A 22,681-nucleotide genomic window follows, 5' to 3' on the forward strand; every position below is an offset into this window, starting at 1 on the left:
TTTAAAGGTGAAGTGATTATTTATTTTTGTTTTTTTGAAAGCGCTAACAAGAAAGCTGTGAATTTCACTTATTAAGGAGGTGAGAATAAGTTTCACATTAGAAAACTTGCATAGTTAAACTACGATGTATGTGTAAAATGCAGTAATTTAATGAATGGAAGGGAGTTTTAGCTATTATGTTGAAAAAAATAGTATTTCAACTAATGATGTGCACCGTTTTACTTTTTACATTTGCCATGGTTAGTTTCGCTGCAGAAATTGTGATTGATAACGGGGACCCGGGCTACTCTGAGACAGGAACATGGGTTAACAGCAACGTATCAGGATATAAAGGTACGCCTACAAGATATTCCAATGTTGGCGAGAGAACGGTAAAATGGACGCCAACGATAACAGAGGCCGGGGAATATGAAGTCTTTATATTTAAAATTGCTAACAGCACCGCCAGTGACAAAGATGTTGATATTGAAATCGTATACGAGGGAGGTACCATTTCTACAGAACAAGATTGGACGACGGGCTCATCAGGTTGGGTTAGTTTAGGCAAGTATCCGTTTGCTGCAGGGACATCGGGTTATGTCATGATTAATGGTGAACTAAGCGGGACAGCGACTTACACTCGTGCCGATGCGGTTAAATTCGTCTATGATACGCCTCCGATTTTAGAGCCTATAAATTACGCGCCTGTAGGTGTTTATTATGTCGATTCCATCGATGGAAATGATTCAAATAACGGAACGAATGAAAGCTCTGCTTGGAAAACGCTTGATAAAGTTAACTCTTTCACATATCAACCCGGTTCGAAGATCTTGCTGAAGTCGGGAAGCTATTGGATAGGGCAGCTTAAGCCAAAGGGATCCGGCAGTGATGGCAATCCGATTATAATTGATATCTATGGTTCGGGTAATAAACCGATTATTGATGGAAATGGAATAACAAATACAGGTGTCGTACACCTGTATAATCAGCAATATTGGGAAATTAACAATTTAGAAATTATGAATGATGCACTTGACGTTGCGACAAGATTTGGGATTTACATTGAGCTTTCAGATTACGGAACAGCGAATCATATTTATGTAAAAGATTGTTACGTTCATAATATAAAAGGCGACAATTCCCATCCACACAAAGGGGTCGGTATCTTTTACTTCGTTTCAAGTACAGACACCTCCAAATTCAACGATATTCTGATCGAAAATAATACCATAAAAACCGTTGATCGATCAGGCATTATTCTCAGAAACCCGAACGATACATTTAGTACGGGTGTAGTGATCAGGAATAATTTTGTCGAAGATATAGGTGGAGACGGAATCGTAGCCAAAACAAGTAAGGCACCATTGATGGAATACAACATCGCTAAGGACACCTCAGCTAGAGCTAATAGTGCAAACGCAGCGATTTGGACATGGTATACCGACGATGCTATCGTTCAATACAATGAATCCTATAACACGGTGCGTCTTCCGAATAACCTCGATGCAAACGGTTTTGACAGCGATTTCAATAACAATAGAAGCATCTTCCAATACAATTATAGTCATGATAATGGCGGTGGATTTATTCTGATAATTGATTCGGGGGCCGCTTCCTTTAATGATGGTACAATCATCAGATACAATATCAGTCAAAATGACAAAGAAAAAGTAATTAATTTATTGGGAGATATTACGAATACTCAATTTTACAATAACACCTTTTATTTGGACAGTACTTCGACTGCCAAAATGATTGAGGTAAGAAACTTCTTCGGTATTCCTAAGACAACAAGTTTTTATAATAACATCTTTTATAATTTAGGCAGCGGCGGATTCGACCTCCGAAAAGTAGAAAGCTTTTTGTTTGACACCAATATTTTTTACGGAGCGGCGGCGCCTGTTTCAACAGTGGACGCGGACGTTGCGGTTGTCCATTCGATTGCAGTTGATCCCAAGCTGGTTGCCCCGGGTTCCGGCGGAGCAAACATTGATTTCAATGCTCCTACCCGACTTAGCGGCTATATGCTGCAATCGGATTCGCCAGCTATTAACGCAGGCTTAGTTATTGAGAACAATGGCGGCAAAGATTTCTGGGGTAATCCATTGTATCAAGGGAAACCGGATATTGGCGCGTATGAAGCTACTATAGTACCTGTCCAAACGATCGATTTAATAGGGGCGTCGACGCTGATTGACACGAAAGGTGGTAGCCTGCAATTGCATGCTGAGGTGCTGCCTGCCAATGCGTCCAACAAAGACGTGACCTGGTCTGTATATGAAGTAGACGGCACGGCAACAGGAAAGGCGACAATCGATGTTAACGGTTTGTTGACAGCATTGAAGGATGGAAAGGTGAAGGTGGTCGCAACTGCAACGGACGGTTCTGCTGTTATGGGGACAAAAGCTTTTACAATAACCGGGCAAAATGAGACTGGTAATCCTGATCCGGGAACTAATCCTGGTGCAAATTCAGGAACTGTAGTGAACGATAAACCATCCCAATATGTACTAAATGAAAATGAAATACGTATTGATCCTGCACAAAATGGGCAAACAGCCGTAACTGTGGTCATAAACGAAAAACGACTGGTTCAGCAATTAGAGGATCTTCAGAAAACAGAACATAAGCCTATCCTTCAGATTGTGCTTCCGGGAAAACATTCGTTAAATGCCATCGAGCTGCCACTTTCAGCTTTGTACAATCGCAAGGAAGAAAATAAGGAAACCGTCTTGCGTATACAAAGCCACCTAGGCTCCTATGATCTTCCGTTGTCTATTCTGAGCCTTGATGGCATTGAAAGTGCAGCTAGGCTGGATGGCGTAAAATTGATTATTCGAATGAATAGAGGAACAACAAAGGATGGAGAGCAATTTGGTGAATTCATTACTGAGCGGGGCCTGAATCGAATAGGCGATCTGATCGACTACAAATTGATTATCAAAACGAAGGACAAAGAAGAAGAGCTTCGTAGCTTAGGTCGTATATTTGTTAAACGTGTAATGAATATTGATCATGTAATTCAAGACACTTCGTCTGCAACCGCGGTTGTGATTAACCCAAATACGGGAGTGCTTGAATTTGTGCCATCCCTGTTCAAAGTGAAAAATGGCATGACAGAAGTAACGATTGTTCACAATACGAACAGCTTGTATGGCGTCGTTCAAAACAAGATAACGTTTGAAGATATGATCGGACATTGGGCGAAAAAAGAAGTGGAAGCTCTTGCATCGAAAATGATTATTAAAGGAACAACTGACCGCACGTTCACACCGAATAATAAAGTGACTAGAGCTCAGTTTGCTGCACTGATTGTAAGAGGGCTGGGGCTGTCTACGGAAAATGTGACGAATGTATTTACAGACGTTTCTGCAGCAAGTTGGTATGCATTGGAAGTGAATACCGCCGCCAAGTTCGGTTTAGTCCAAGGTGTAGGCAACGGCACTTTTAACCCTGAACAGCTGATTACAAGAGAACAAATGGTTGTCATGATCATGAACGCTGTTAGTCTTATTCAGGGAACTTCGATGATGGGAAATACAACGAATAATCCATTTGCTGACCAAGAGCAAGTATCGTCATATGCTCATCAAGCGGTAGTAGATGCGGTTAACAATGGTTTGATTACGGGGAAAACAGCTACAACATTTGCTCCACAAGATGCAGCTACACGCGCTCAGGCTGCAGTCATTATAAATAGAGCTTTGCAATATCTGAATTTGATTAATCTATAGTTGTAAAGAGAAATTAGAGGCTGATTCGAAATCAGCCTCTAATTTCAAGATTCCAAAAAAGGATTAATGAGACATTAATCCTTTACAGTAGGGAGTGTTACCTTTGACAAAGAAAGGAATACTTTTAAGTTCAGTCATAATCGTACTGACTTTAATATTTTTAACAGCGCTTTTTTTCGACCATCCTCTTGATAATAATGATCAAACCGTAGCGACGATTAATGGCGAACCGATTCAAGCATCCGAATTTATGCTCATTTTGAAAAATAATTATGTTGCTAAAACGTATAACTATTTTTCAAACAAGTATGGGATATATGATTTTAAGGATTTTTGGTTCAATGTTTACGGTGATGAAAAACCAATCGAATATGCTAAAAAAATGGCCTTGAAAGAAATGGTGAAAATTAAATCAGAACAAATGCTGACGAGGCAATATGGAGTTATTAACGATATTTCCTACGCTGCGTTGTTGAAAGAGTTAGAGAAAGAAAATAAAAGAAGAAAAACTGCTGTTGAAAATAACCAGGTTATTTACGGTCCAAAGCAATATAGCGAATATCAATACTTTTCTCATGTATTTACGAACAATGTTTTAGAGCTTAAGAAAATACTTGGCCAAAAAAAGTTTAATATGAAAGAAAGTGACTTATTGGATGAATATGAGAATTTAAAAGAAAAGTATTTTATGGGGGCATATCAGATTAAAGTTGAGAAGTTTACTATGAACAAAAACGAGCATGCACACACGTTTATGAAAAAATTGGAATTAGGTTTACAAAATGGCGATTCCTTGGAGAAGCTAAAAAACATCAATAAGGTTATCAAGATTGAAACTCAAACGTTTAATGAAATTACCGCCAAAACGGACTATGATTTAAATCCGCAATTACTTAGTGAAGCCCAAAAATTAAGTGTTGGTGAAATAAGTAATATTATTGATGAAAATAATACTCTCACGATAATAAAATGTATGGAGAATAAAGAAAGAGGTTTTCAAGATTTTAACGAAGTTAAGGCACAAGTTAAAAAAATTTTTTTAGAACAGAAATATGAAGAGTTGGTTCAAAATGTTATTGAAGAGGCGGATGTGAAAATTGTTGAAAAAATTTATAATAATTTAAATGTTGAGTAATATATGAAACAGTGCTTAGGAATCAACCCGCGAGCGATTTGGTTTGCAGGTTACGTATGTAACACTAAAAACTACAGGTTCAGGACAGGACTCTCCACTCCTATCCAAATCCTATAGTGCTCATTATGAGTACGGACCACCCTTCGGGGTGGTTTTTTTTTGAGAAAAATAAAACCTTATTATTCTTCTAGGATGATTTTGTGTAGATAATCTCTTGTTTTTCATCCCATCTAAAGTAAATTTGTATGGTTCTGTTTGGAATATAATAAGTTCTGTTATGATACGTTTATCTCGTGGGTCTAGATCAAGTTCAAATGCGATTGCAAGTTCACTAAGAAGGTCACCAAAATTCCCATACAAATTATTAATTTTGGTATTAGCATTTTTATAAGCTTTTTATTATTTTCTTTTTGGGTTTATATTCTTTTCGAAGTTGATGGGATCAAAGTAGTCCGGAAATCTGTGCACTGCATTCCTTCAATTTTTTACTTACCGCACGGTCTCTCTTTCGGCTTAATCGTGCAGCAGGGCCGGATATAGCCAATGCTGCGATTACTTTACCATTATAAAATATTGGTGCAGCTACGCAGCGTAAACCTACTTCTGTTTCTTCATCATCAATGGCGTATCCTTGTTGACGGATTACATTTAGATGCTCTTTTAATAAATGGTTGTCGTCAAAAGTATGCTTTGTTGCTTTGTGCTGGGTAAGATGTGTAAGCATTTTTTTTTGTTGTTCATCGCTTAGGTGTGCCAGAATAACTTTCCCAAAGGCACTTAGATGGGCATAAGCGGAATCACCTACGCGTGTGTGGCTACGGATGGCATGATTACCCTCCACCACTTGTACTGTCATGACATTCATCCCATCTAAAACTCCGATATATGCGGTTTCGCCTAGTTCCAGTGCTAATTGATGCAAGGATGGAACAACTAACCAATTAAGTCGAGTGTTTGCAGATGATGAATGGTGCTCCTTTAATTCAGAAGCTTTGTACGTGAGACCATCTTTTTGAATAAAACCTGTCATTTCCAGCGTATAGAGCAGACGAAAAGTTGTAGACTTGTTAAGGTTAAACCGGTGCATAATCTCAGTCAGTCTCATGGGTGCACCTTTCTGCAATGCGTCTAGAATTAGTAGTCCTTTTTTTAGGGTTGCAACCTCATATTGTTTCATTGTTTCACCTCTAAGCCTCTTTATATATTGTCTTCATGACTATCAATGCAGTTTCAGATTTACTGAATGTGGGAAATTTTAGTATTTATTTTGGAACTATTAATATTAATATTGATTCTGATTTGTCAGATCCCTTAATTCACTGCAACACAGGTCCCCGTATTTTTGTGAAATGGTGAGCACACATGCTCACATATGCACGATAGGGATGAATAGGTTACATAGAAAGTAGCTTTTGATGAACTGATTATGAATGAAAAAGAGAGGGAAAGAGCTTTACGCCCAACCCTCTCATCATTAAAGTGGCCATAACCATGACCACTTATTCTCCTTTTAAAAACAGGCGAATGCCCTCAACTGCGTAAGCATGATCTAAGTCGCCCGTCAAGCCTCCGACCGTTACAGACCCGGCTACGCCAACACCTTTGACACGGATGGGAATAGAACCGCCAACTGCTTGATACTCTGCATTGGATAACAGAGAGTGTTCTTCATGAGATGCACCGCTTTGGATAAAGCGCTGGTTGATGTAGGCAGAACTGCGATTATAGTGATCGACGATCCGTTTTTTACGAAATAACCATACGTAATTCTCTTCCGAAGTACCATCCATTAGATGCGTAAACACAGGAACTCGGTTACGTTCAATATGCACGGCCACCGCTACGTTGTTTTCTTGGGCATACTGCACAATCCGATTGCCAATGGCGAGCGCATCTTTATGGCTAAAACTTGTAAATTCCAATTCTTTCTCTAATAGGTCTAATGATTTCAAGTTCATTTATCCTCTCTCCTCAACAAAAAGATTCTGTTTCTTATCCATTCTGTAGTTTATAGCTGCGAGTAAAAATGCGAATCCAGCCATAATTGCACCGATCCAAGCCGTATCCATAATATGCTTATGGTCTACAGCAAGCCCACCCAAAGTAGAACCAGCAGCTATCCCAATATTAAATGCAGAGATGTTTAATGCAGAAGCGACATCCTTAGCAGAAGGTACCAGCTTTTCTGCAAGCATTAGAATGTAGGCCTGTACGCCGGGAGACATCATAAAGGCGAAGAAACCCATTAATATAAGGGACAAAATAGTGAGCGTCTTGTTGGGCAGTAGCCATATTTGCAGCAGCAGGGCAATGCCTTGAAATAGAAATACGAATCGAAGCGCCTTGACAGGATGCCCATTTGCTAATTTCCCCCCGATAATATTCCCAATTGCCACTGCAACACCGTAAACCAACAGCAGCCATGAAATAGACGAGGCTGAGTATCCGCTAATCTCTTTAAGGATAGGAGAGATATACGTAAATAAGGCGAAGGTTCCGCCGAAACCCAGTACCGTCATTAGCAGTGCAGTGATGATCCGAGGATTGAAAATCAAACTTCCAACATCTCTAAGGCTCGGTGAGTGCTTTGAACGCGGGACTTTTTCTACGGCTATAATACTGACCAACAAAGCGATTAGCCCTAATACAGCGACCACGGCAAATGACATCCGCCAACCAAATTCCTGTCCGATATATGTTCCAAGGGGAACACCTAGAATGGTAGCAACGGTTAACCCCGTGAACATGATGGAAATGGCGGTGCCTTTTTGGTTAGCAGGAACCATATCTGCGGCCACTGTAGCTGCAACAGCGAAAAATACACCGTGAGCAACAGCAGTAATTATCCTTGATAAGAGCAACATGGAATAGGTAGAAGCTATTGCTGCCAGAGCATTCCCTGCAGTGAACACGATCATGAGGAACACCAGATATCCTTTTTTAGGCAGTTTCCCGGTAATAACTACGACGATCGGGGTTCCAATAGCAAGGGCAACTGCATACCCAGACACCAGTGTCCCAGCTTGGGTTACTGATATGCCAAGATCTGTGGCTACCTCTTGCAGAATACCGACAATAACAAATTCTGTCGTTCCAATGGCAAAAGCACTTAACGCAAGTGACATTAGTGCTATAAGGATTTTTGAATTCATACTTTCACCTCCTTTACGTAGGCCAATATTAAGTGAGAACTTAAATAAGTTCAAATAAAGAGAAAGAGTTTCTATAAAAGAAACTTTTTCTCGGTAGATAAATGATAATACCATTACGAAAATCGAATGATATTAACTTAAACGAAAACAACGTACTTTCATGTGCTTTGATCTTATAATTCAATGTTTTCCAAATGATAAACTTCCGTGGTAGCAATTATAGTTTTTGTATTTTTGAGGTATGTTTGGTAATGATCGGTATTTACATGTGCGATTATGGCATCTTCGTCAGCCCAAAACTCAGGGAGGGTAGGTAGGGCTATTTTGATGTCATCATCAATTATCCGTTTTTATCAACAGCCAGTTGAACATCTCGTTTACTCTTCCTGCGATGTGATAAGTGAAAAAGGTGTATTCCAGAATGACATTGTTCTCTTACCAAATGTTCAATAGTTCATAATGCATCACTCCTAAAGAGATAATGTTCAGTTGCTAAAATATCAGAAAAACACATGCAGCTTGGCCTAATCATAGGTAAATCATAGAGGTTTTTCAAAAAATGTTTGAAAGTTTCTAATAAAGAAACAACATTATTAAGCTACCTGAGAAATAGTCATTCAATTATGTGACAAGCAGCAAGTCCGTGAGAAACTTAGGAACGAGGATGAATACGCGTTGTTGGTTCGAAGAATGATTGAATCGGAAAGTGTGAGTTATTTTCTTTATCCAAGCGAATCGCCCGGCAACGGACAGATGGATTCCCGAGCACGAGAAGCTAATACAGGATTCAATTATTAATTTATTTGCTTGTTCATATTCAGTTCATATTGACGTCACGGGGAATACATATTCATTGGTTAAGATTTCATTAGCATCAAAGAAGCAAATCCAACAAACAGTTCAAGACAGGGGAGATGAGAGTGACACAACCAGAGGAAAAGAAGACGTAGAATGGATCGAGGGCCAAGAAAGTACGAAACATTATACTTAAAATACTAGGAGCAATCGTAATCGCCATTGTTCTGTTTCTAGGTATTTTTTATATCACGAATGTGATCAGTAGCAATTCGGAGGCGAAAAAGATAGAGCCCTACGGCCAGCACGTATCTGTAGACGGGAAACGTACATCTTCCAAGTTATGGAACAGCTGCACCATCGCTTGAATTTAAGCTGCTCATTGATGAAACTATCTCCATAATACAATGTTGTGGCGATTGACTTAACATTAACAAATAATCACATTATTTATACCATACCAAATTTAAAGAAATAGCTGAGCGCATTCATGAACGAAGCGAAGTAAATAACCTGTAAAAGTCCGTGATGAAAGAGAGGAATTCAAATGAGATTATTTGAGATACTTTTAGTTCTATCCTGTTTCGCTTTACTCGTAGATCTATTGTTAATGAAAAGAGGTGCAAAGAAAACAGGACATGTTTTGTGTATAGGAAGTGGCGTTATATTTGTAGTTCAATTGTTTGTCGAGGGATACAGATGGCAGTTGCTTTTGGTATATATTATGACGGCTCTTTTCATACTCATCGTTTTACTCAGGCAATCAGAAAAGATGGTGAACCTAAAAATAGGGAAGCCATTGAAATATAGTTTATCTTCCCTAATCGTCATTCTACTTGTTGTATCTACCAGCTTGTCTGTATACTTGCCTGTCTTTCATTTGCCTAAGCTTGATGGTCCAGAGAAAGTGGGTACTCAAACTTTTCATTTTACAGATCAGAACAGAGATGAAGTCTTAACTGAAGATCAAAGCGATAAGAGGGAACTAATGGTTCAAGTTTGGTACCCTACTGAAAAGGGCAATAACAACAAGAGAGAAGCTCTTTTTCCAAAAGATAAAGAAATGTTCAAAAAGTATATTCAGACATACTCTAATTCTTTAAACCTTCCCGATTTTGTGTTCGATTACTGGAAGTATAGTAAAACCAACTCTTATGATAATGTAGAAATATTACCTTCTACAAGCCCTTATCCCTTGGTACTGCTATCTCACGGAATGGGAACCAGTAGAGTTCTACATGCATCACAAGCCGAGAATCTGGCCAGTCATGGGTATATCGTGGTCACAATCGATCATACGTATAGCACCTTTGCTACCATTTTTCCGGATGGCCGTGTAACGGACTATAAAACAAAGATGACAACAATAGATGAACGCAGAAGAATTGGAAATATATGGACACAAGATGTAGAGTTTGTAATCAACCAAATTGAAAAGCTTAATTCAGGTGCAATCGAAAGTCAATTTAAAGGGATAATAGATTTAAATAACATAGGCGTGATGGGGCATTCTTTTGGGGGAGCAACGGCGTTTAATACAACTTATTTAGATCATAGAATCAAGGCTGGGATTAATATGGACGGGTCACTATTTGAATTGGAAAATAGAGATGTTATAAACAAACCTTTTATGTTTATTAGATCGGGAATTTTTAAAGACTGGTTAGTAGATTTTAAAAATGATAAAAGTTCGGATAACGAAATAAATAAACAACTTTCAGATGAGCTGCACATTATTAAAAATGTTATCAATCAGGGGGGAAGTGCGATTTATGTAGAAGGTACCCAACACTTCAATTTCACGGACCTTCAATTCTATTCTGAGTTGATTAAACTGACTGGAATAACAGGAGATATAAATGGTAAAAGAGGAACAAGCATCGTAAATCAATATGTACTCGATTTCTTTAATAAGCAATTGAAAGGAGCAGGTGGAAATCTGATTCAGGGTCCGAACGACATGTATCCAGAGGTGAAATTTATTAAGCCGGAAGACCTTTAAACGAAAATGTCCGAAGGCGTAGAGTGTAGCTGTAAGTGAACAGCAGTTAACAAAATGGATTAAAATAAAATATTATGCAATAACATGGTATTAAACTAACAGGTAACTTTAGCTTAACAATAACCAAGACGAGACTGCAGGCATGTAATGGCAGCCTCACTGCGCTAATGAGCAGCATTCTAATATGAAGAAATATTCATCATGAGTACGGACCACCCTTCGGGGTGGTTTTTTTTTTGCTTATTAAGTGACCTATCTGACAATGGCTGCGGCATAAGGATCTATTTAGTTGAACCATAATATGAACGGGCAGAATAGCACAACAAGATATGATTATGTTCTTATTCAATTTTACGCCTTATTATATTAAAATTACAGACTATTCCATTAGCCATATAGTTGCTACAATCTATATTGTAACTTCCAATGATGGAAAAACATTTACAGTATGAACGAAATCATTGAATGGAGGGAAACGTATGTCACAAGAACATAAACTCGGACAAATAGTCATTCTGAACGGCAATCCGCGGGCTGGGAAGTCAAGCATTGCCATCGCGATCCAGAATATGTTTGAGGGTGTATGGATGAACGTTGGGGGCAGTCAGTTCAAGAAAATGACCCCAGAACACTACCAGCCTGGGATATCGCTTCGACCAGGTGGGGAACGCCCCGACCTTGAGCCTCTCATTGTGATCCTGTATCAAGCCATGTATGAAGCCATTGCTGCCCACAGCCGTCTGGGACTGAATGTCGTGGTGGATGTCTGGCACCATGATGCTTATTCGATTCCGCGGGGGATTCTTCCGAGCTGTGCCCGGATCCTGAGTGGATTGCCTGTTTTGTTTGTGGGTGTAAGATGCCCATTAGAGGTTGTCATGCAGCGGCGGATCGCTACCTGGAATTCCGGTTACGAAGAGGACGGATCTGTGCCAAAGCCAGTGAGATTATGGCAGCAGGCTGTCCATATGCCTGGCAACTATGACTTGGAGGTTGACACCTCGGTGCTCAGTTCTGAAGAGTGTGCTGCCCTGATCCGCCAGCGCCTCCAAGATGTGGCCGGATTTCCAGCGTCTTGAGGTTTAGACCAGGAACTTTTATTCATTACAATCAAGGGGGAAGCAAATGTTACAGGTAGATGAGCCCGGACAGATTATTATTTTAAACGGGACTCCGCGGTCAGGGAAGTCCAGTATTGCCACTGTGATTCAGAATACGTTCGAGGGTGTATGGATGAACATGGGAGTCGACCGGTTCATGCAGATGACCCCTGAACGCTACCGGCCAGGGATTGGGCTTCGGCCAGGTGGGGAACGCCCCGACCTTGAGCCACTCATTGTGACCCTTTATCAAGCCATGTATGAGTCTATTGCTGCGCACAGCCGCTTGGGGCTGAATGTTGTAGTTGATGTCGGTCACCACGATGCTTATTCGATCCCGCGGGGGATTCTTCCCAGCTGTGCCCGGACTCTGAGTGGACTGCCGGTTTTGTTTGTGGGTGTGCGGTGTCCATTAGAGGTTGTTATGCAGCGGAGGATCGCTACTTGGAATTCCGGCTACGAAGAGGACGGATCTGTGCCAAAGCCGGTGAGATTGTGGCAGCAGGCTGTCCATATGCCTGGTATCTATGATCTGGAGGTTGACACCTCGGTGCTTAGTTCCGAAGAGTGTGCCGCTCTGATCCGCCAGCGCCTCGAAGAGGAGTCGCCGCCCTCAGCTTTCCAGCGTCTTAAGGACATGACGTAGGTGGTGGAGTGTACACTCTGAAACGACTCTGAAAGCGCAACAGTCACATTATCTACTAGGTAGGGCTTGGGTCAGATTACGTATGATATTAAGCCTCAACCCCCGTTACTATTCAATCATCGAATAACGATAGTTGAAAAACATACATGTATGAGCAGGCACTACAGTGGCATGCTCATTTTATTAAGTTAACGGGTACGATAGTGGAGGAACATGCTTCGCCCTTCGGGGTGTTTTTTTTTGAAAAGCCTCATTATTCCTATGCAAGGACTTAATAAAATGAATCACCGCTAATCCCCCATTTGAAATGTATCTCTGTAATTTTTTAGGAATTATTTTTCGATTATGAGTTCTGTCATTATTCTTTTGTCCAGAGGTTAAAACCCAATTTCAAATGCGATTGCCAGTTCGTTAAGAAGATCGTCAGAACTGCCATCAGCGGAAAGATGAAGCTTGTAGCCGAACCACTTGTTGCGGAAGGATTCGATGTTCTCAAGCGGTGCTTGCAGTTTGTTAAAGAAAAATAGGCTTTCTTGGAGAATATACAAGTGACTTCACTTGCTTGGCTCGTTTTCGGGTTGGTTACTTGAAAACTTCTCCAAGTCAGGGTGGAGTCTCTTTATTATGCTCAGAAAACCTTATGGTGCGGGGGCTTTGATTATTGCAAAATGCACCTTTATAAAAAAAGAGAAAGAGTAGAAGATAATCTATTTATTTTAATATGAACTATTGTAAGCGCTGTTATAGTTTGAGTAATATAGAGGTTCAGCAAACTAATGTTGAATATAAAGGAGGAACGACTATGCGTTTCCGTCATTTTCATTCCATTGTAGCCCAACTCTTTTGGTTCTGCTTTATTGGCATGACGCTTCCCGTTCTGGTCATGGGTTTTTTGTCTTATCATAAATCGTCCTCTATCGTAGAGGAACAAGTCAGTAAGGTAGCCTCTCTTACGATTACACAGGTGAGTGACAAGCTGAACCTTTATTTCAAAAAGCTTGATGATTCGTCCATGATGCTGTTAAACAGTAAGGTCATCCACAATATTTTGAAGGAACAATCGAAAGAGAAGTTATATGAAACCACGCTCAAGATTCAAGATGGACAAGACATCCTAACATCCATCATGATCAATTCGTCAGAAATCCTCGATATCTATATATTCGATGTGAACCGCAACAATTCGGTATTAAGCTCGGACTCCTTGGTGTCTCTGGATCAATGGGATTCCGACTGGTATAAAGCAATATTGGAAGCGAATGGTAATAGCGTATGGTTCGGACTCTCTCAAAACTCTTATTTAAAGAAAACGGAAATGGGGTTTCCTGTATTCGGCCTTGGCCGCGCCATACGAAGCTGGGAAACCGGCGACATTATCGGCGTGATGTTCTTTGAGATCATGGGCCAGGTTCTGATCGATGAGCTTGACCGCGTTCAATTTGGGGATACGGGTTACATCTACGTCACCAATGACAAGAACCGTTATTTCTATCATCCGGATTCCAAGCAGTATGGAAAAGAGTCCAACCTCATCCTTCCGTCGCAAGCGACGGAATATAACAAAGACAACAAAAGCACGCTGGTGATTCCTGAACGCCTGTATAACGGCTGGGATGTGGTTGGGGTTGTACCTCTCGAGGAACTGACAGCCGATTCAGCTAGTATCCGGAAATTCACGATGTGGATTGCACTTTGCTGCATCCTTTCGGCAATAGGCATGGGGTATTTCGTTACCCGAAAAATCGGTAATCCGTTAGTTAATCTGAGCCGATTAATGCGTAAAGGCGAGAACGGCGACCTGAGCGTCCGGAGCAAAAGCGTCGGCCGGAACGAGATTGGGCAGCTGGGCCGCAGCTTTAATAAAATGATCAAACAGATCGATCTGTTAATCGCTCGAATTGCCAAGGAGGAATCAGAGAAAAAAAAGGCGGAGGTTCGAGCGCTCCGCTATCAGATTAACCCTCACTTTCTTTATAATACGTTGAACTCGATAAGATGGATGGCTAAATTAAACCGGACCAATGATGTCGACAACGCCGTCACTACGCTGGTTCAATTATTGGAAGGCAGTCTTGAACGGAATGGCGTTTTCATTCCGCTCGGGGAGGAGCTTGAATTGCTCCAGAAATATATGATCATTCAGGAATACCGTTATGATAACAAAATCAGCTTAAATATCCATTGCCGGGAGGAGCTCAAAAAAATTCAAATTCCTCGAATGCTGCTTCAGCCCATCGTCGAGAACGCCATTTTCCATGGGATCGCTCCAAAGGATGCAGATGGATCGATTGAAATCGAAGTCGAACAAATCGGACAAAATATCGTGGTCAAAATAACCGACGACGGTATCGGAATAGATGAGGGAAGGCTTCATCAACTGCAGATGAACGATAAAGAGCGCAGCAATAAAGGGATGACCAATATCGGGCTGAATCATGTTCATCAGACCATTCAGTTATATTACGGAAGTACATACGGGCTCAGCATCTCAAGCATCAAAAACGAAGGGACACGGGTGCTTATTACGATTGCCGATTCTAAGGAGGAAACCTATGTACAGAGTGCTATTGGTTGATGACGAGAAGATAGCGCGAATCGGGCTTCGTACCACTTTTGATTGGGAGAGGCACGGATTTACATTGGTTGGTGAAGCGTCAAACGGGCAAAACGCAATGAAATGGATTCAGAATCAAGAGATTGATATATTGATCACCGACATTGCTATGCCTGTGATGGATGGACTCGAGCTCACGCGCAAGACTAAAGAATTATGTCCTTGGGTCAAGGTGTTGCTGCTCAGCTGTCATAATGATTTCGAATATGTACGGGAAGGAATCCGGTTAGGGGCCAGCGATTATATCTTGAAGCCAACACTTAATTCGGATTCACTCATAACGGTTCTGAATCAAATGAAAAAAAAGCTTCAGGAAGAAAGCGAGAACAGACAAATCGTTCAGCAGTTTGAAGACCAACAGCTCGTTAATAAGCAGAAAATGCTGGAGAAGACATTCTGCAAGGCGCTATGCGGCGACCCGGCTGCTATCGAACGAATAAAGACAGAATGCCCGGAAGTAAGCTACCGCATTGCCGCTTTGGGGATCAACGTATTTGGAAAAACGGATGCTGAAAGGAATGATCTCCTAACAGAGCTGGGAGAAGTGCTCAAACAGGCACTCTATCAAGCATTTGGTTCCTTTGTGTCGGTCATGCTTCGTCCGGACTTGCTTTTGGCTGCTCTTCCTGTACACCACCCAAACCCGCATGTCACGTTTTATGAGCTTATCGAGCAATTTTCGCAGCATACGGAGTCGAACCTATTGGACGTATCCATAGGACTCAGCATCGTTTATGAGAATTATCTTGACCTTCAGAATGCCTCCATGGAGGCGAAAAAAATGCTCGCGGTCGGTTTCTTCCACGGACCGTGTCGCTTGCTTGCTGCGGAGGAGCAAATGGATTCCATTTCGGCATCGCCCTATCCTTTTGCGGCAGCCTTACACGAACTCAAAGAGTCGTTAACGATGGGCTTTCATTCCAGATCAGAACAAATGATAAATGAAATTATGAAGCATTGGTTACCGCAATATCGATCGAAAGAGGAAGTGCTGCAGGAGGCAGAGGAATTGCTTAGCCTGTTTGCCGTATTCAAAGACGCTGATTCTTCCATCATCCGGAAAATCCGGGAGCTCGGCAGGCTGGGTTATGTCACTGAGGTCATTCAACATGTAAAAGATGGCTACCAAACAATCGTGGGTGGTGAAGACTCTTCGCGGCCGGATAAAACATTGCACCAAAGGATCGTAATGGAGGCCGCTGACTATATCAAGAGCCATTATAGGGAATCGATCTCCCTGCAGGAAGTGGCTGATGCGGTAAATGTAAGCAGGAATTATTTCAGCGAAATGTTCAAACGTGTGACAGGAGAGAACTTCATCGACCACCTGATCGCCTTGCGCGTAAAGAAAGCGAAGGAGCTGCTGCAAGGATCATCGCTCAAGGTGTATGAGGTAGCCGAGCAGTCTGGTTTTAACGACGTAAAATATTTTAGCAAGCAATTTAAAAAGATCGTAGGTGTATCTCCAGCTGAATTTCAAGGTTTGTTGCGAAAATAAAATAACGCTAATTGCGGAAAACAAGACACTCTTTCGGAACATAAACCGTTCAAACCCACTTTGACAATGAACTATAATTAAAGCGCTTACAAAATATTTTTGAATGAAAATTAGATATTTTGAGGGAGGAAAAAGAGAATGAAAAAGCTCAAATGGTCTCTACTCATCATGATTATTGCTGTGTCTGCTTTGATTCAAGCCTGCGGTACGAGCGGTGGTGGCAACAACGGAGTGTCTAATGGAGAAGAAGCCGGAACAAACAGTCCAAAAGAGGGGAAAGTAAAAATCAAGTGGGCTACATGGGGGAATCCGGGAGAATTAACAAGGTTTCAAGATTTCACAAACGATTTTAATAAGAAGCATCCTGAAATTGAAGCGGAGTTAATCCCGATCCCTGGGGAGTACGATCAAAAAATCTTAACGCAATTGAGTGGCGGAACGGCCCCTGACATTTTTTATGCCGGTGACGCTTTTATTGTTAAACTGATTGAAAACGGCAGCATAGAGGAACTCACGCCGTTAATGGATGATGCAAGAAGCGCGGTTAAGAAAGAGGATTTCTTCCCGGGCCTATGGGGAGCCGCTGAGCGCGACGGTAAAATATACGGGGCAACGGTAGACAATAACCCGATGGTGCTTTGGTATAACAAGAAGGTTTTAAAGGACGCAGGCATTACTGAAATGCCCGCCGATTTGCAGATAAATGGTCAGTGGAACTGGGACGCTTTTAAGGAAATGACCGACAAAATCCGTGAAAGCGGCAAATATGGTTATGTACTTGATAATGCATGGAACAGCACACACAGTTGGGTAACCTCTAACGGCGGAAAGGTTTATGACGACAATGGCAAATATATCGGCTACACGGATCCAAAAGCGGTCGAAGCATTCCGATTCTTATATGATAACGTCAAGAGTAAAAACATTACATTTGCCGGCACGCTTCCAAAAGGACAAGGCGGCGATGCGATGTTTATGTCCAATCAGGTTGGTTTTGTCGGCGCAGGGCGCTGGTACCTGCCGCTGTTCAAGAAAAACGATAGCCTCGAGTACGATATCGTCACTTGGCCGACAAATACCGGCAACAAAATCGAGCCCGCAGGTATCCCGACAGCCTATATGGTACTGAATAAGACTACCAAGCATAAAGAGGCGGCGTACACCTTCTTATCGGAATTCGTCAATAAGGAAGGTCAAACCTATCGTCTTCAAGGAGGCGGCAATGCCGTTCCTTCGGTATCGGGAGCAGACGAAGTGGTGCTTGAAGGGAACCTTCCCGAGCATGCGCAGTTTTTCCTGGATGCTCGTGAAATCGGTTATGCATTAACTCCGTTTGAAGCGGGTATTCCCGGTCTAAGTAATGATATTAATTCCCGTTTTGAGGCGCTATGGCTGAAAAACGAGGATTTGGATACAGCAATGAAGGAAATCGAGGCATTGGCGAACAAGAAGATTGAGGAATACAAAGGAAAAAAATAAGCAGCCAGCAGTCCTTTCACAAGGAAATGGAAGGGGCCTTTCGAACATTCGGAAATCCCTTCCTTCTTACTATAATAGAAGAAAGGTGGCTTACATCGATATGAAAACGGCCGTTAATAATGGGCCCTCTCCGTCAATAGACCAAACAGATTCGAAACGTCACTTCATGAGGACGAAGACGGTGGACAGCCTCTGGGGATATTTTTTCATCTTTCCGCAAATGGTCGGTTTAGTTATCTTTTCGTTGATTCCGCTAATATTGGCTTTCGCCATCAGTCTAATGAGCTGGGACGGCTTCGGTGAACGGACCTTTGTCGGACTGGACAATTTCGTGGGGCAGTTTAAAGATCCCGATTTCAGAATCGCGCTAGTTAACACGCTGTATTATACCGTTCTCACCGTACCGACCGGCATTATTCTGGCGATGCTTGTTGCTATTGGCTTAAATAAAGTAAAAGGAAAGATCCTTTACCGGCTTATTTATTTTATGCCTAACATTACGATGTCCGTAGCGGTAGCAGTCGTTTTCATGTGGCTCTTTAACGCGGATTTCGGGCTGATTAATTTATACTTAAAAGATTGGTTCGGCATTGAAGGTCCCCGTTGGCTGACAGACACGCGGTTCGTAATGCCTTCCATTGCGCTGCTTAGCATATGGATGGGACTTGGAGGGAGTATGGTGCTTTTCCTTGCGGGATTACAGGGAATATCCGCGACATATTACGAGGCTGCACAAATTGACGGCGCCAGCAAATGGCAGCAGCTGCGGCATATTACGGTTCCTTTGTTGTCATCGACTACATTTTTTGTCACCATCATGTCAGTGATCGGATCCTTTCAGGTGTTTGATCAATCCTTTGTCATGACCTCGGGTGGACCGGCAAAAGCCAGTTATACACTTGTATACCATATATATGACTCGGCATTTGTTGATTTTACCTTCGGAACAAGCACATCGGCCGCTGTCACGCTATTTGCGATGATATTGACGCTGACCTTGCTGCAGATGAAAATATCCAAACGTTGGGTTCATTACGAAGAATAAGGATGACCGGGAAGGAGAAAACTCATGAATTCGAAAAAGCTTCAACCCTCAACGATGGTGCTTCATGTCGTGCTGATCATTGGGGCCTGCGTCATGGGGCTGCCTTTCCTATGGATGATACTCAGTGCACTAAAAGATTTGTCCCAAGTATTCGTCGTTCCGCCTAAATGGATTCCAGAACCGTTCGTATGGTCCAATTTCAAAACTTCGTTGACGGCCTTGCCTTTCGGGCGAGCTTACTTTAACAGCTTTTATATTAATGTCATCGTCGTATTCGCGCAGCTGATAACATGCTCAATGGCTGCATACGCTTTCGCCAAAATCCGGTTCCCATTCCGGGAACCGCTGTTCATATTGTTTCTAGCAACGATGATGGTGCCCGGACAAGTGACAATCATCCCGCTGTACTTGATGATGAAAAATTTCGGTTGGCTCGATACGCATCAGTCGATCATCGTGCCTGCTGCCTTATTAAATGCCTTTGGCGTTTTTCTGCTCCGCCAATTTTTCAGAGGCATCCCGAAGGAAATGGAAGAAGCAGCCATTGTGGATGGTGCCAATCGCTTTACGATCTATACGCGCATCATGCTTCCGCTTGTCAAGCCTGCGCTTTCAGCACTCGGAATATTTACGTTTCTGGGCATGTGGAACAATTTCTTTTATCCGCTTATCTTTCTCAACAGCCCGGAGCAATTTACGGTACCTATGATGCTGAATCTATACCGCGGCATGTATGCGACGGACTGGACTCTGATGATGGCTGGTGCTTCAATCGCTCTGCTCCCGGTATTGGTCGTTTACATGATCGGACAGCGTTATATTATTGAAGGGGTAACACTGTCCGGCATAAAAGGATAAACCGAACATAAAAAACGGGTTGAGACCTAAGAGACCTCCATCCGTTTCCTTATCGTATAGCGATGCCAGCGAGCCCCGTATTTCTCCTACGTTGTCGAACCTATAATTCTTAGTATTTTTATATATTGTTACATAATACATGTGGGCATCCGTTTCTTAGGAACGAAGATGTCCATTTTTTTATGAAGATGAAGTTGAATAGAGGGAAAAATATGGTTTCGTTTTTTCATACATACTGTTCGGAGGGGAAATATGATATCTTCAAGCGAAGGGACAAATAAAATAATTCCTTTGACTGCACATATTGGATATAGAGGGAGTTGATGAATATGAGTGAACATGAGCAAGAGACCTTTCACTTGCCCTTAGTCCATAACGCAGGAGACTTTGTCATCCAAGCTGGGTTTGTGCTGGGGCCCAGGCAAATTGATGATTTCGAATTAGTCTACTTTCCCGATGGTACCCAAACGGAATATGAGATAGGCGGAAGCCTATTTGTTCTTAATGAGCCATGCTTCATATTCACACGCCCAGGTGAATGGCATACCTACCGGTTCGCGCCGGAAAAAAACGTACGGCATTTGTTTGTGCATTTTGATTATGCCTCACTGCGGAAAGCGGACGAACGATTCGTGTCCTTGCTCCGAGAGGGGCATATGTTCCTGGCAGGGCGCCATATGCTCGTAACTGGCTTAATGGAGAAAATACTTTGGATTGCGAATCACCAGCCTGCGTATTGGCGGAGAAGGCTTGCCGTTTTGATTTCCGCCTCTCTAGAAGAACTATCGTCCTTTTCCTCACAAGTTGCGGAAGGGGAAGCGATTCCCTTGCCTGTTCCTATTCAACACGCGATTAACTATATGGAAGAGCATTTGACCGATTCCGTAAAGATTGAAGAAATCGCAGCGATATCGGGCTGGTCACATGAATACTTCACACGAATGTTTGTCGCTACCACGGGCATGTCCCCCAAACGGATGCTGCTCGAATTACGGTTTCGGCGTGCTGAGATATTGATGATGAGGGGCACCGGCACAGTGAAACAGATTGCCTATTCGGTAGGCTTCGGTGATGAACACCATTTCTCAAAAATGTATAAAAAAGTTCGTGGAATAACGGCATCGGATTACATAAAAAGGTGCCAGGATCCCTTATTTCGCCATACGGTTTCCGTATTGGACCCGTACACGCCTTATCCATTAAATCGAAATATTTTGGTGAATTCCTTGGTCAAATAAACACATCATTTGCCGGTTTTAGACTATGGAGAGTGCTGCCTCATCACGCTAAAATTAGGGGGTAGGCATATAAATCGAGGGAGTGAACTGGTTATGGGGAAGTTTTATATACCTAAATCACGTGCGAGGGATAACCGCTATTTAGTAAGCGTGAAGGATTATTCCCAATATCACAGAGAAGGCTACTTAATTGTCAGAAACTTATTGTCAAAAGAAGACATCGACGAGCTATATGAATTAGCAGAGCAATCAAGGCTTAATAGCCTTCAGCTGGATAATCAGGCAGATCGTGATAGCAAGGACCCTCTCAAAGAGGAATTTGCAAAGGCGACACGAATTCACATGATGTCTCGTTTCAGCGGAGCTGCGGAGAGGGGCATGCTTAACCCTCGAATAGTCGATGTTACAGAGGCGTTGGTCGGGCCGGATGTATACGCTCTTCAGTCCATGCTTTTCTTAAATCCTCCTGGAAAAGGCGGTCAAGGCTGGCATCAGGATGCATGCTATATTAAGACGCATCCGGATACGTTAATCGGAGCGTGGATCGCTTTAGAGGAAGCAGATGAAGAAAATGGCTGCTTATGGGTTGTACCCGGTTCGAACCACGAACCCATATATCCTCCCGATGGTGTTGGAGGAGGAAATGTGCACGCGGTGGATGCATTCGAGGATTTGAATGGTGTGCAGAATGTGAGCCATTTGGACGATAATGTGAATACGCTTTCTAAGGTTGTCGCAAACTATCCTCCAGCCATACCCGTTCGGCTAAGTCCTGGAGATGTTTTATTTTTCCATTCGCATCTACTTCATCGCTCCTATCCGAATCGTACTCAGGATCGCTACCGACGCTCATTCGTTTGCCATTATTGCAATGCACGTTCTTGGGTTCCATGGGACCATGACGGATTCGAAGGTCATTCAGGGAATTATCGTCAAATTCTCGTCCGCGGAAACACAAACCTCCCTTATTCTGAGCCAGCATTTGGAACTGAGGTTTATTTGGCAGACGGAGAAGAAGAATCGAGCAGCGTTACAATGATGGGGATGGATAATGGTATGATGATGCCGATTGGAATGGAAAAAGGCGAATAAGCAGTATGGATATATGGATTGTATACTGCTAAATAATTCGCCCTATACAGTGAAAGTGTTTGTTCTGGATCAGGTTGACCGTGAATTGACCGATTTTGTTAGCTTGACGGTTCCAACCATATTCAAACAAATAAAATCCAGTCGCCTCAAGCGGGTTCATAGCTTGGGGCGACTGCTTTGTGTAAACATCTATACATATCAAGTGCACTTCAAGTGGATGTGGATCTTTTTTTATCTCAAAGAAATCATTATATTCTACTGATAGCCGTCTACTTCCTGTTGTCTCGTCTGGGGTGAGAGTATGACGATTCCAA

The 22,681-nt window shown here is 42.2% G+C and carries 16 protein-coding genes and 1 pseudogene; 13 read left to right on the forward strand and 4 right to left on the reverse strand.

Annotated features, from left to right (window positions below):
• Window positions 1-176 precede the first annotated feature (176 nt).
• Window positions 177-3,713 (forward strand): S-layer homology domain-containing protein, encoded by a 3,537-nt coding sequence (locus BK120_RS00090; protein WP_076265450.1) that lies wholly within the window; start codon window positions 177-179, stop codon window positions 3,711-3,713.
• A 103-nt stretch (window positions 3,714-3,816) separates the two neighbouring features.
• Complete coding sequence (locus tag BK120_RS00095) at window positions 3,817-4,848, forward strand: peptidylprolyl isomerase (protein WP_076265451.1); 1,032 nt, start codon at window positions 3,817-3,819, stop codon at window positions 4,846-4,848.
• A gap of 442 nt (window positions 4,849-5,290) precedes the next feature.
• Here the strand turns inward: BK120_RS00095 and BK120_RS00100 are convergent, their stop codons facing one another.
• The 3 genes from BK120_RS00100 to BK120_RS00110 all read right to left on the reverse strand — a co-directional run bounded on the left by BK120_RS00100 (window position 5,291) and on the right by BK120_RS00110 (window position 8,000).
• Window positions 5,291-6,025 carry an IclR family transcriptional regulator gene (locus tag BK120_RS00100; protein ID WP_076265452.1) on the reverse strand — a complete coding sequence of 245 codons (735 nt, stop codon included), beginning with the start codon at window positions 6,023-6,025 and terminating at the stop codon, window positions 5,291-5,293.
• Window positions 6,026-6,347: 322 nt separating this feature from the next.
• On the reverse strand, window positions 6,348-6,800 hold the full coding sequence (locus tag BK120_RS00105; RefSeq protein WP_179089709.1) for a heme-binding protein: 453 nt from the start codon (window positions 6,798-6,800) through the stop codon (window positions 6,348-6,350).
• Window positions 6,801-6,806: 6 nt separating this feature from the next.
• The gene (locus tag BK120_RS00110; protein ID WP_076265454.1) at window positions 6,807-8,000 is read right to left on the reverse strand and encodes an MFS transporter; all 1,194 of its coding nucleotides are present in this window, start codon (window positions 7,998-8,000) and stop codon (window positions 6,807-6,809) included.
• Window positions 8,001-8,920: 920 nt separating this feature from the next.
• Between BK120_RS00110 and BK120_RS00120 the strand changes: the two are divergent.
• From BK120_RS00120 to BK120_RS00135, 4 genes and pseudogenes are all read left to right on the forward strand, one after another.
• Window positions 8,921-9,185 (forward strand): annotated as a pseudogene (locus BK120_RS00120) (alpha/beta hydrolase); the annotation flags it as partial.
• Between the two features lie 157 nt (window positions 9,186-9,342).
• On the forward strand, window positions 9,343-10,797 hold the full coding sequence (locus tag BK120_RS00125) for an alpha/beta hydrolase family protein (RefSeq protein ID WP_076265455.1): 1,455 nt from the start codon (window positions 9,343-9,345) through the stop codon (window positions 10,795-10,797).
• A gap of 479 nt (window positions 10,798-11,276) precedes the next feature.
• Window positions 11,277-11,876: a chloramphenicol phosphotransferase CPT family protein gene (locus BK120_RS00130; protein WP_076265456.1), complete on the forward strand. Its 600-nt coding sequence runs from the start codon at window positions 11,277-11,279 to the stop codon at window positions 11,874-11,876.
• Window positions 11,877-11,922: 46 nt separating this feature from the next.
• The gene (locus BK120_RS00135) at window positions 11,923-12,543 is read left to right on the forward strand and encodes a chloramphenicol phosphotransferase CPT family protein (RefSeq protein ID WP_076265457.1); all 621 of its coding nucleotides are present in this window, start codon (window positions 11,923-11,925) and stop codon (window positions 12,541-12,543) included.
• A 377-nt stretch (window positions 12,544-12,920) separates the two neighbouring features.
• On the opposite strand, the gene BK120_RS35095 is transcribed toward BK120_RS00135, so the two are convergent.
• Window positions 12,921-13,091 (reverse strand): hypothetical protein, encoded by a 171-nt coding sequence (locus BK120_RS35095; RefSeq protein WP_179089710.1) that lies wholly within the window; start codon window positions 13,089-13,091, stop codon window positions 12,921-12,923.
• 254 nt (window positions 13,092-13,345) lie between these two features.
• On the opposite strand from BK120_RS35095, the gene BK120_RS00140 reads away from it, so the two are divergent.
• From BK120_RS00140 to BK120_RS00170, 7 genes are all read left to right on the forward strand, one after another.
• Window positions 13,346-15,118 carry a cache domain-containing sensor histidine kinase gene (locus BK120_RS00140; protein WP_076265458.1) on the forward strand — a complete coding sequence of 591 codons (1,773 nt, stop codon included), beginning with the start codon at window positions 13,346-13,348 and terminating at the stop codon, window positions 15,116-15,118.
• Window positions 15,096-16,655: a response regulator transcription factor gene (locus BK120_RS00145; protein ID WP_076265459.1), complete on the forward strand. Its 1,560-nt coding sequence runs from the start codon at window positions 15,096-15,098 to the stop codon at window positions 16,653-16,655. Before BK120_RS00140 ends, BK120_RS00145 begins: the two co-directional genes overlap by 23 nt.
• 138 nt (window positions 16,656-16,793) lie before the next feature.
• A complete protein-coding gene (locus tag BK120_RS00150) occupies window positions 16,794-18,134 on the forward strand; it encodes an ABC transporter substrate-binding protein (protein ID WP_076265460.1) in 1,341 nt (446 codons plus the stop codon).
• Window positions 18,135-18,300: 166 nt separating this feature from the next.
• Window positions 18,301-19,179, forward strand: a complete 879-nt coding sequence (locus tag BK120_RS00155; RefSeq protein ID WP_076266068.1) for a carbohydrate ABC transporter permease — start codon at window positions 18,301-18,303, stop codon at window positions 19,177-19,179.
• A gap of 24 nt (window positions 19,180-19,203) precedes the next feature.
• A complete protein-coding gene (locus BK120_RS00160; protein ID WP_076265461.1) occupies window positions 19,204-20,037 on the forward strand; it encodes a carbohydrate ABC transporter permease in 834 nt (277 codons plus the stop codon).
• A gap of 329 nt (window positions 20,038-20,366) precedes the next feature.
• Window positions 20,367-21,275, forward strand: a complete 909-nt coding sequence (locus BK120_RS00165) for an AraC family transcriptional regulator (protein ID WP_076265462.1) — start codon at window positions 20,367-20,369, stop codon at window positions 21,273-21,275.
• A 93-nt stretch (window positions 21,276-21,368) separates the two neighbouring features.
• Entirely contained in the window at window positions 21,369-22,367 is a 999-nt protein-coding gene (locus tag BK120_RS00170; protein WP_076265463.1) for a phytanoyl-CoA dioxygenase family protein, read from the forward strand.
• Window positions 22,368-22,681 lie beyond the last annotated feature (314 nt).

This window comes from Paenibacillus sp. FSL A5-0031 (genome assembly GCF_001956295.1).
GTDB lineage: Bacteria > Bacillota > Bacilli > Paenibacillales > Paenibacillaceae > Pristimantibacillus.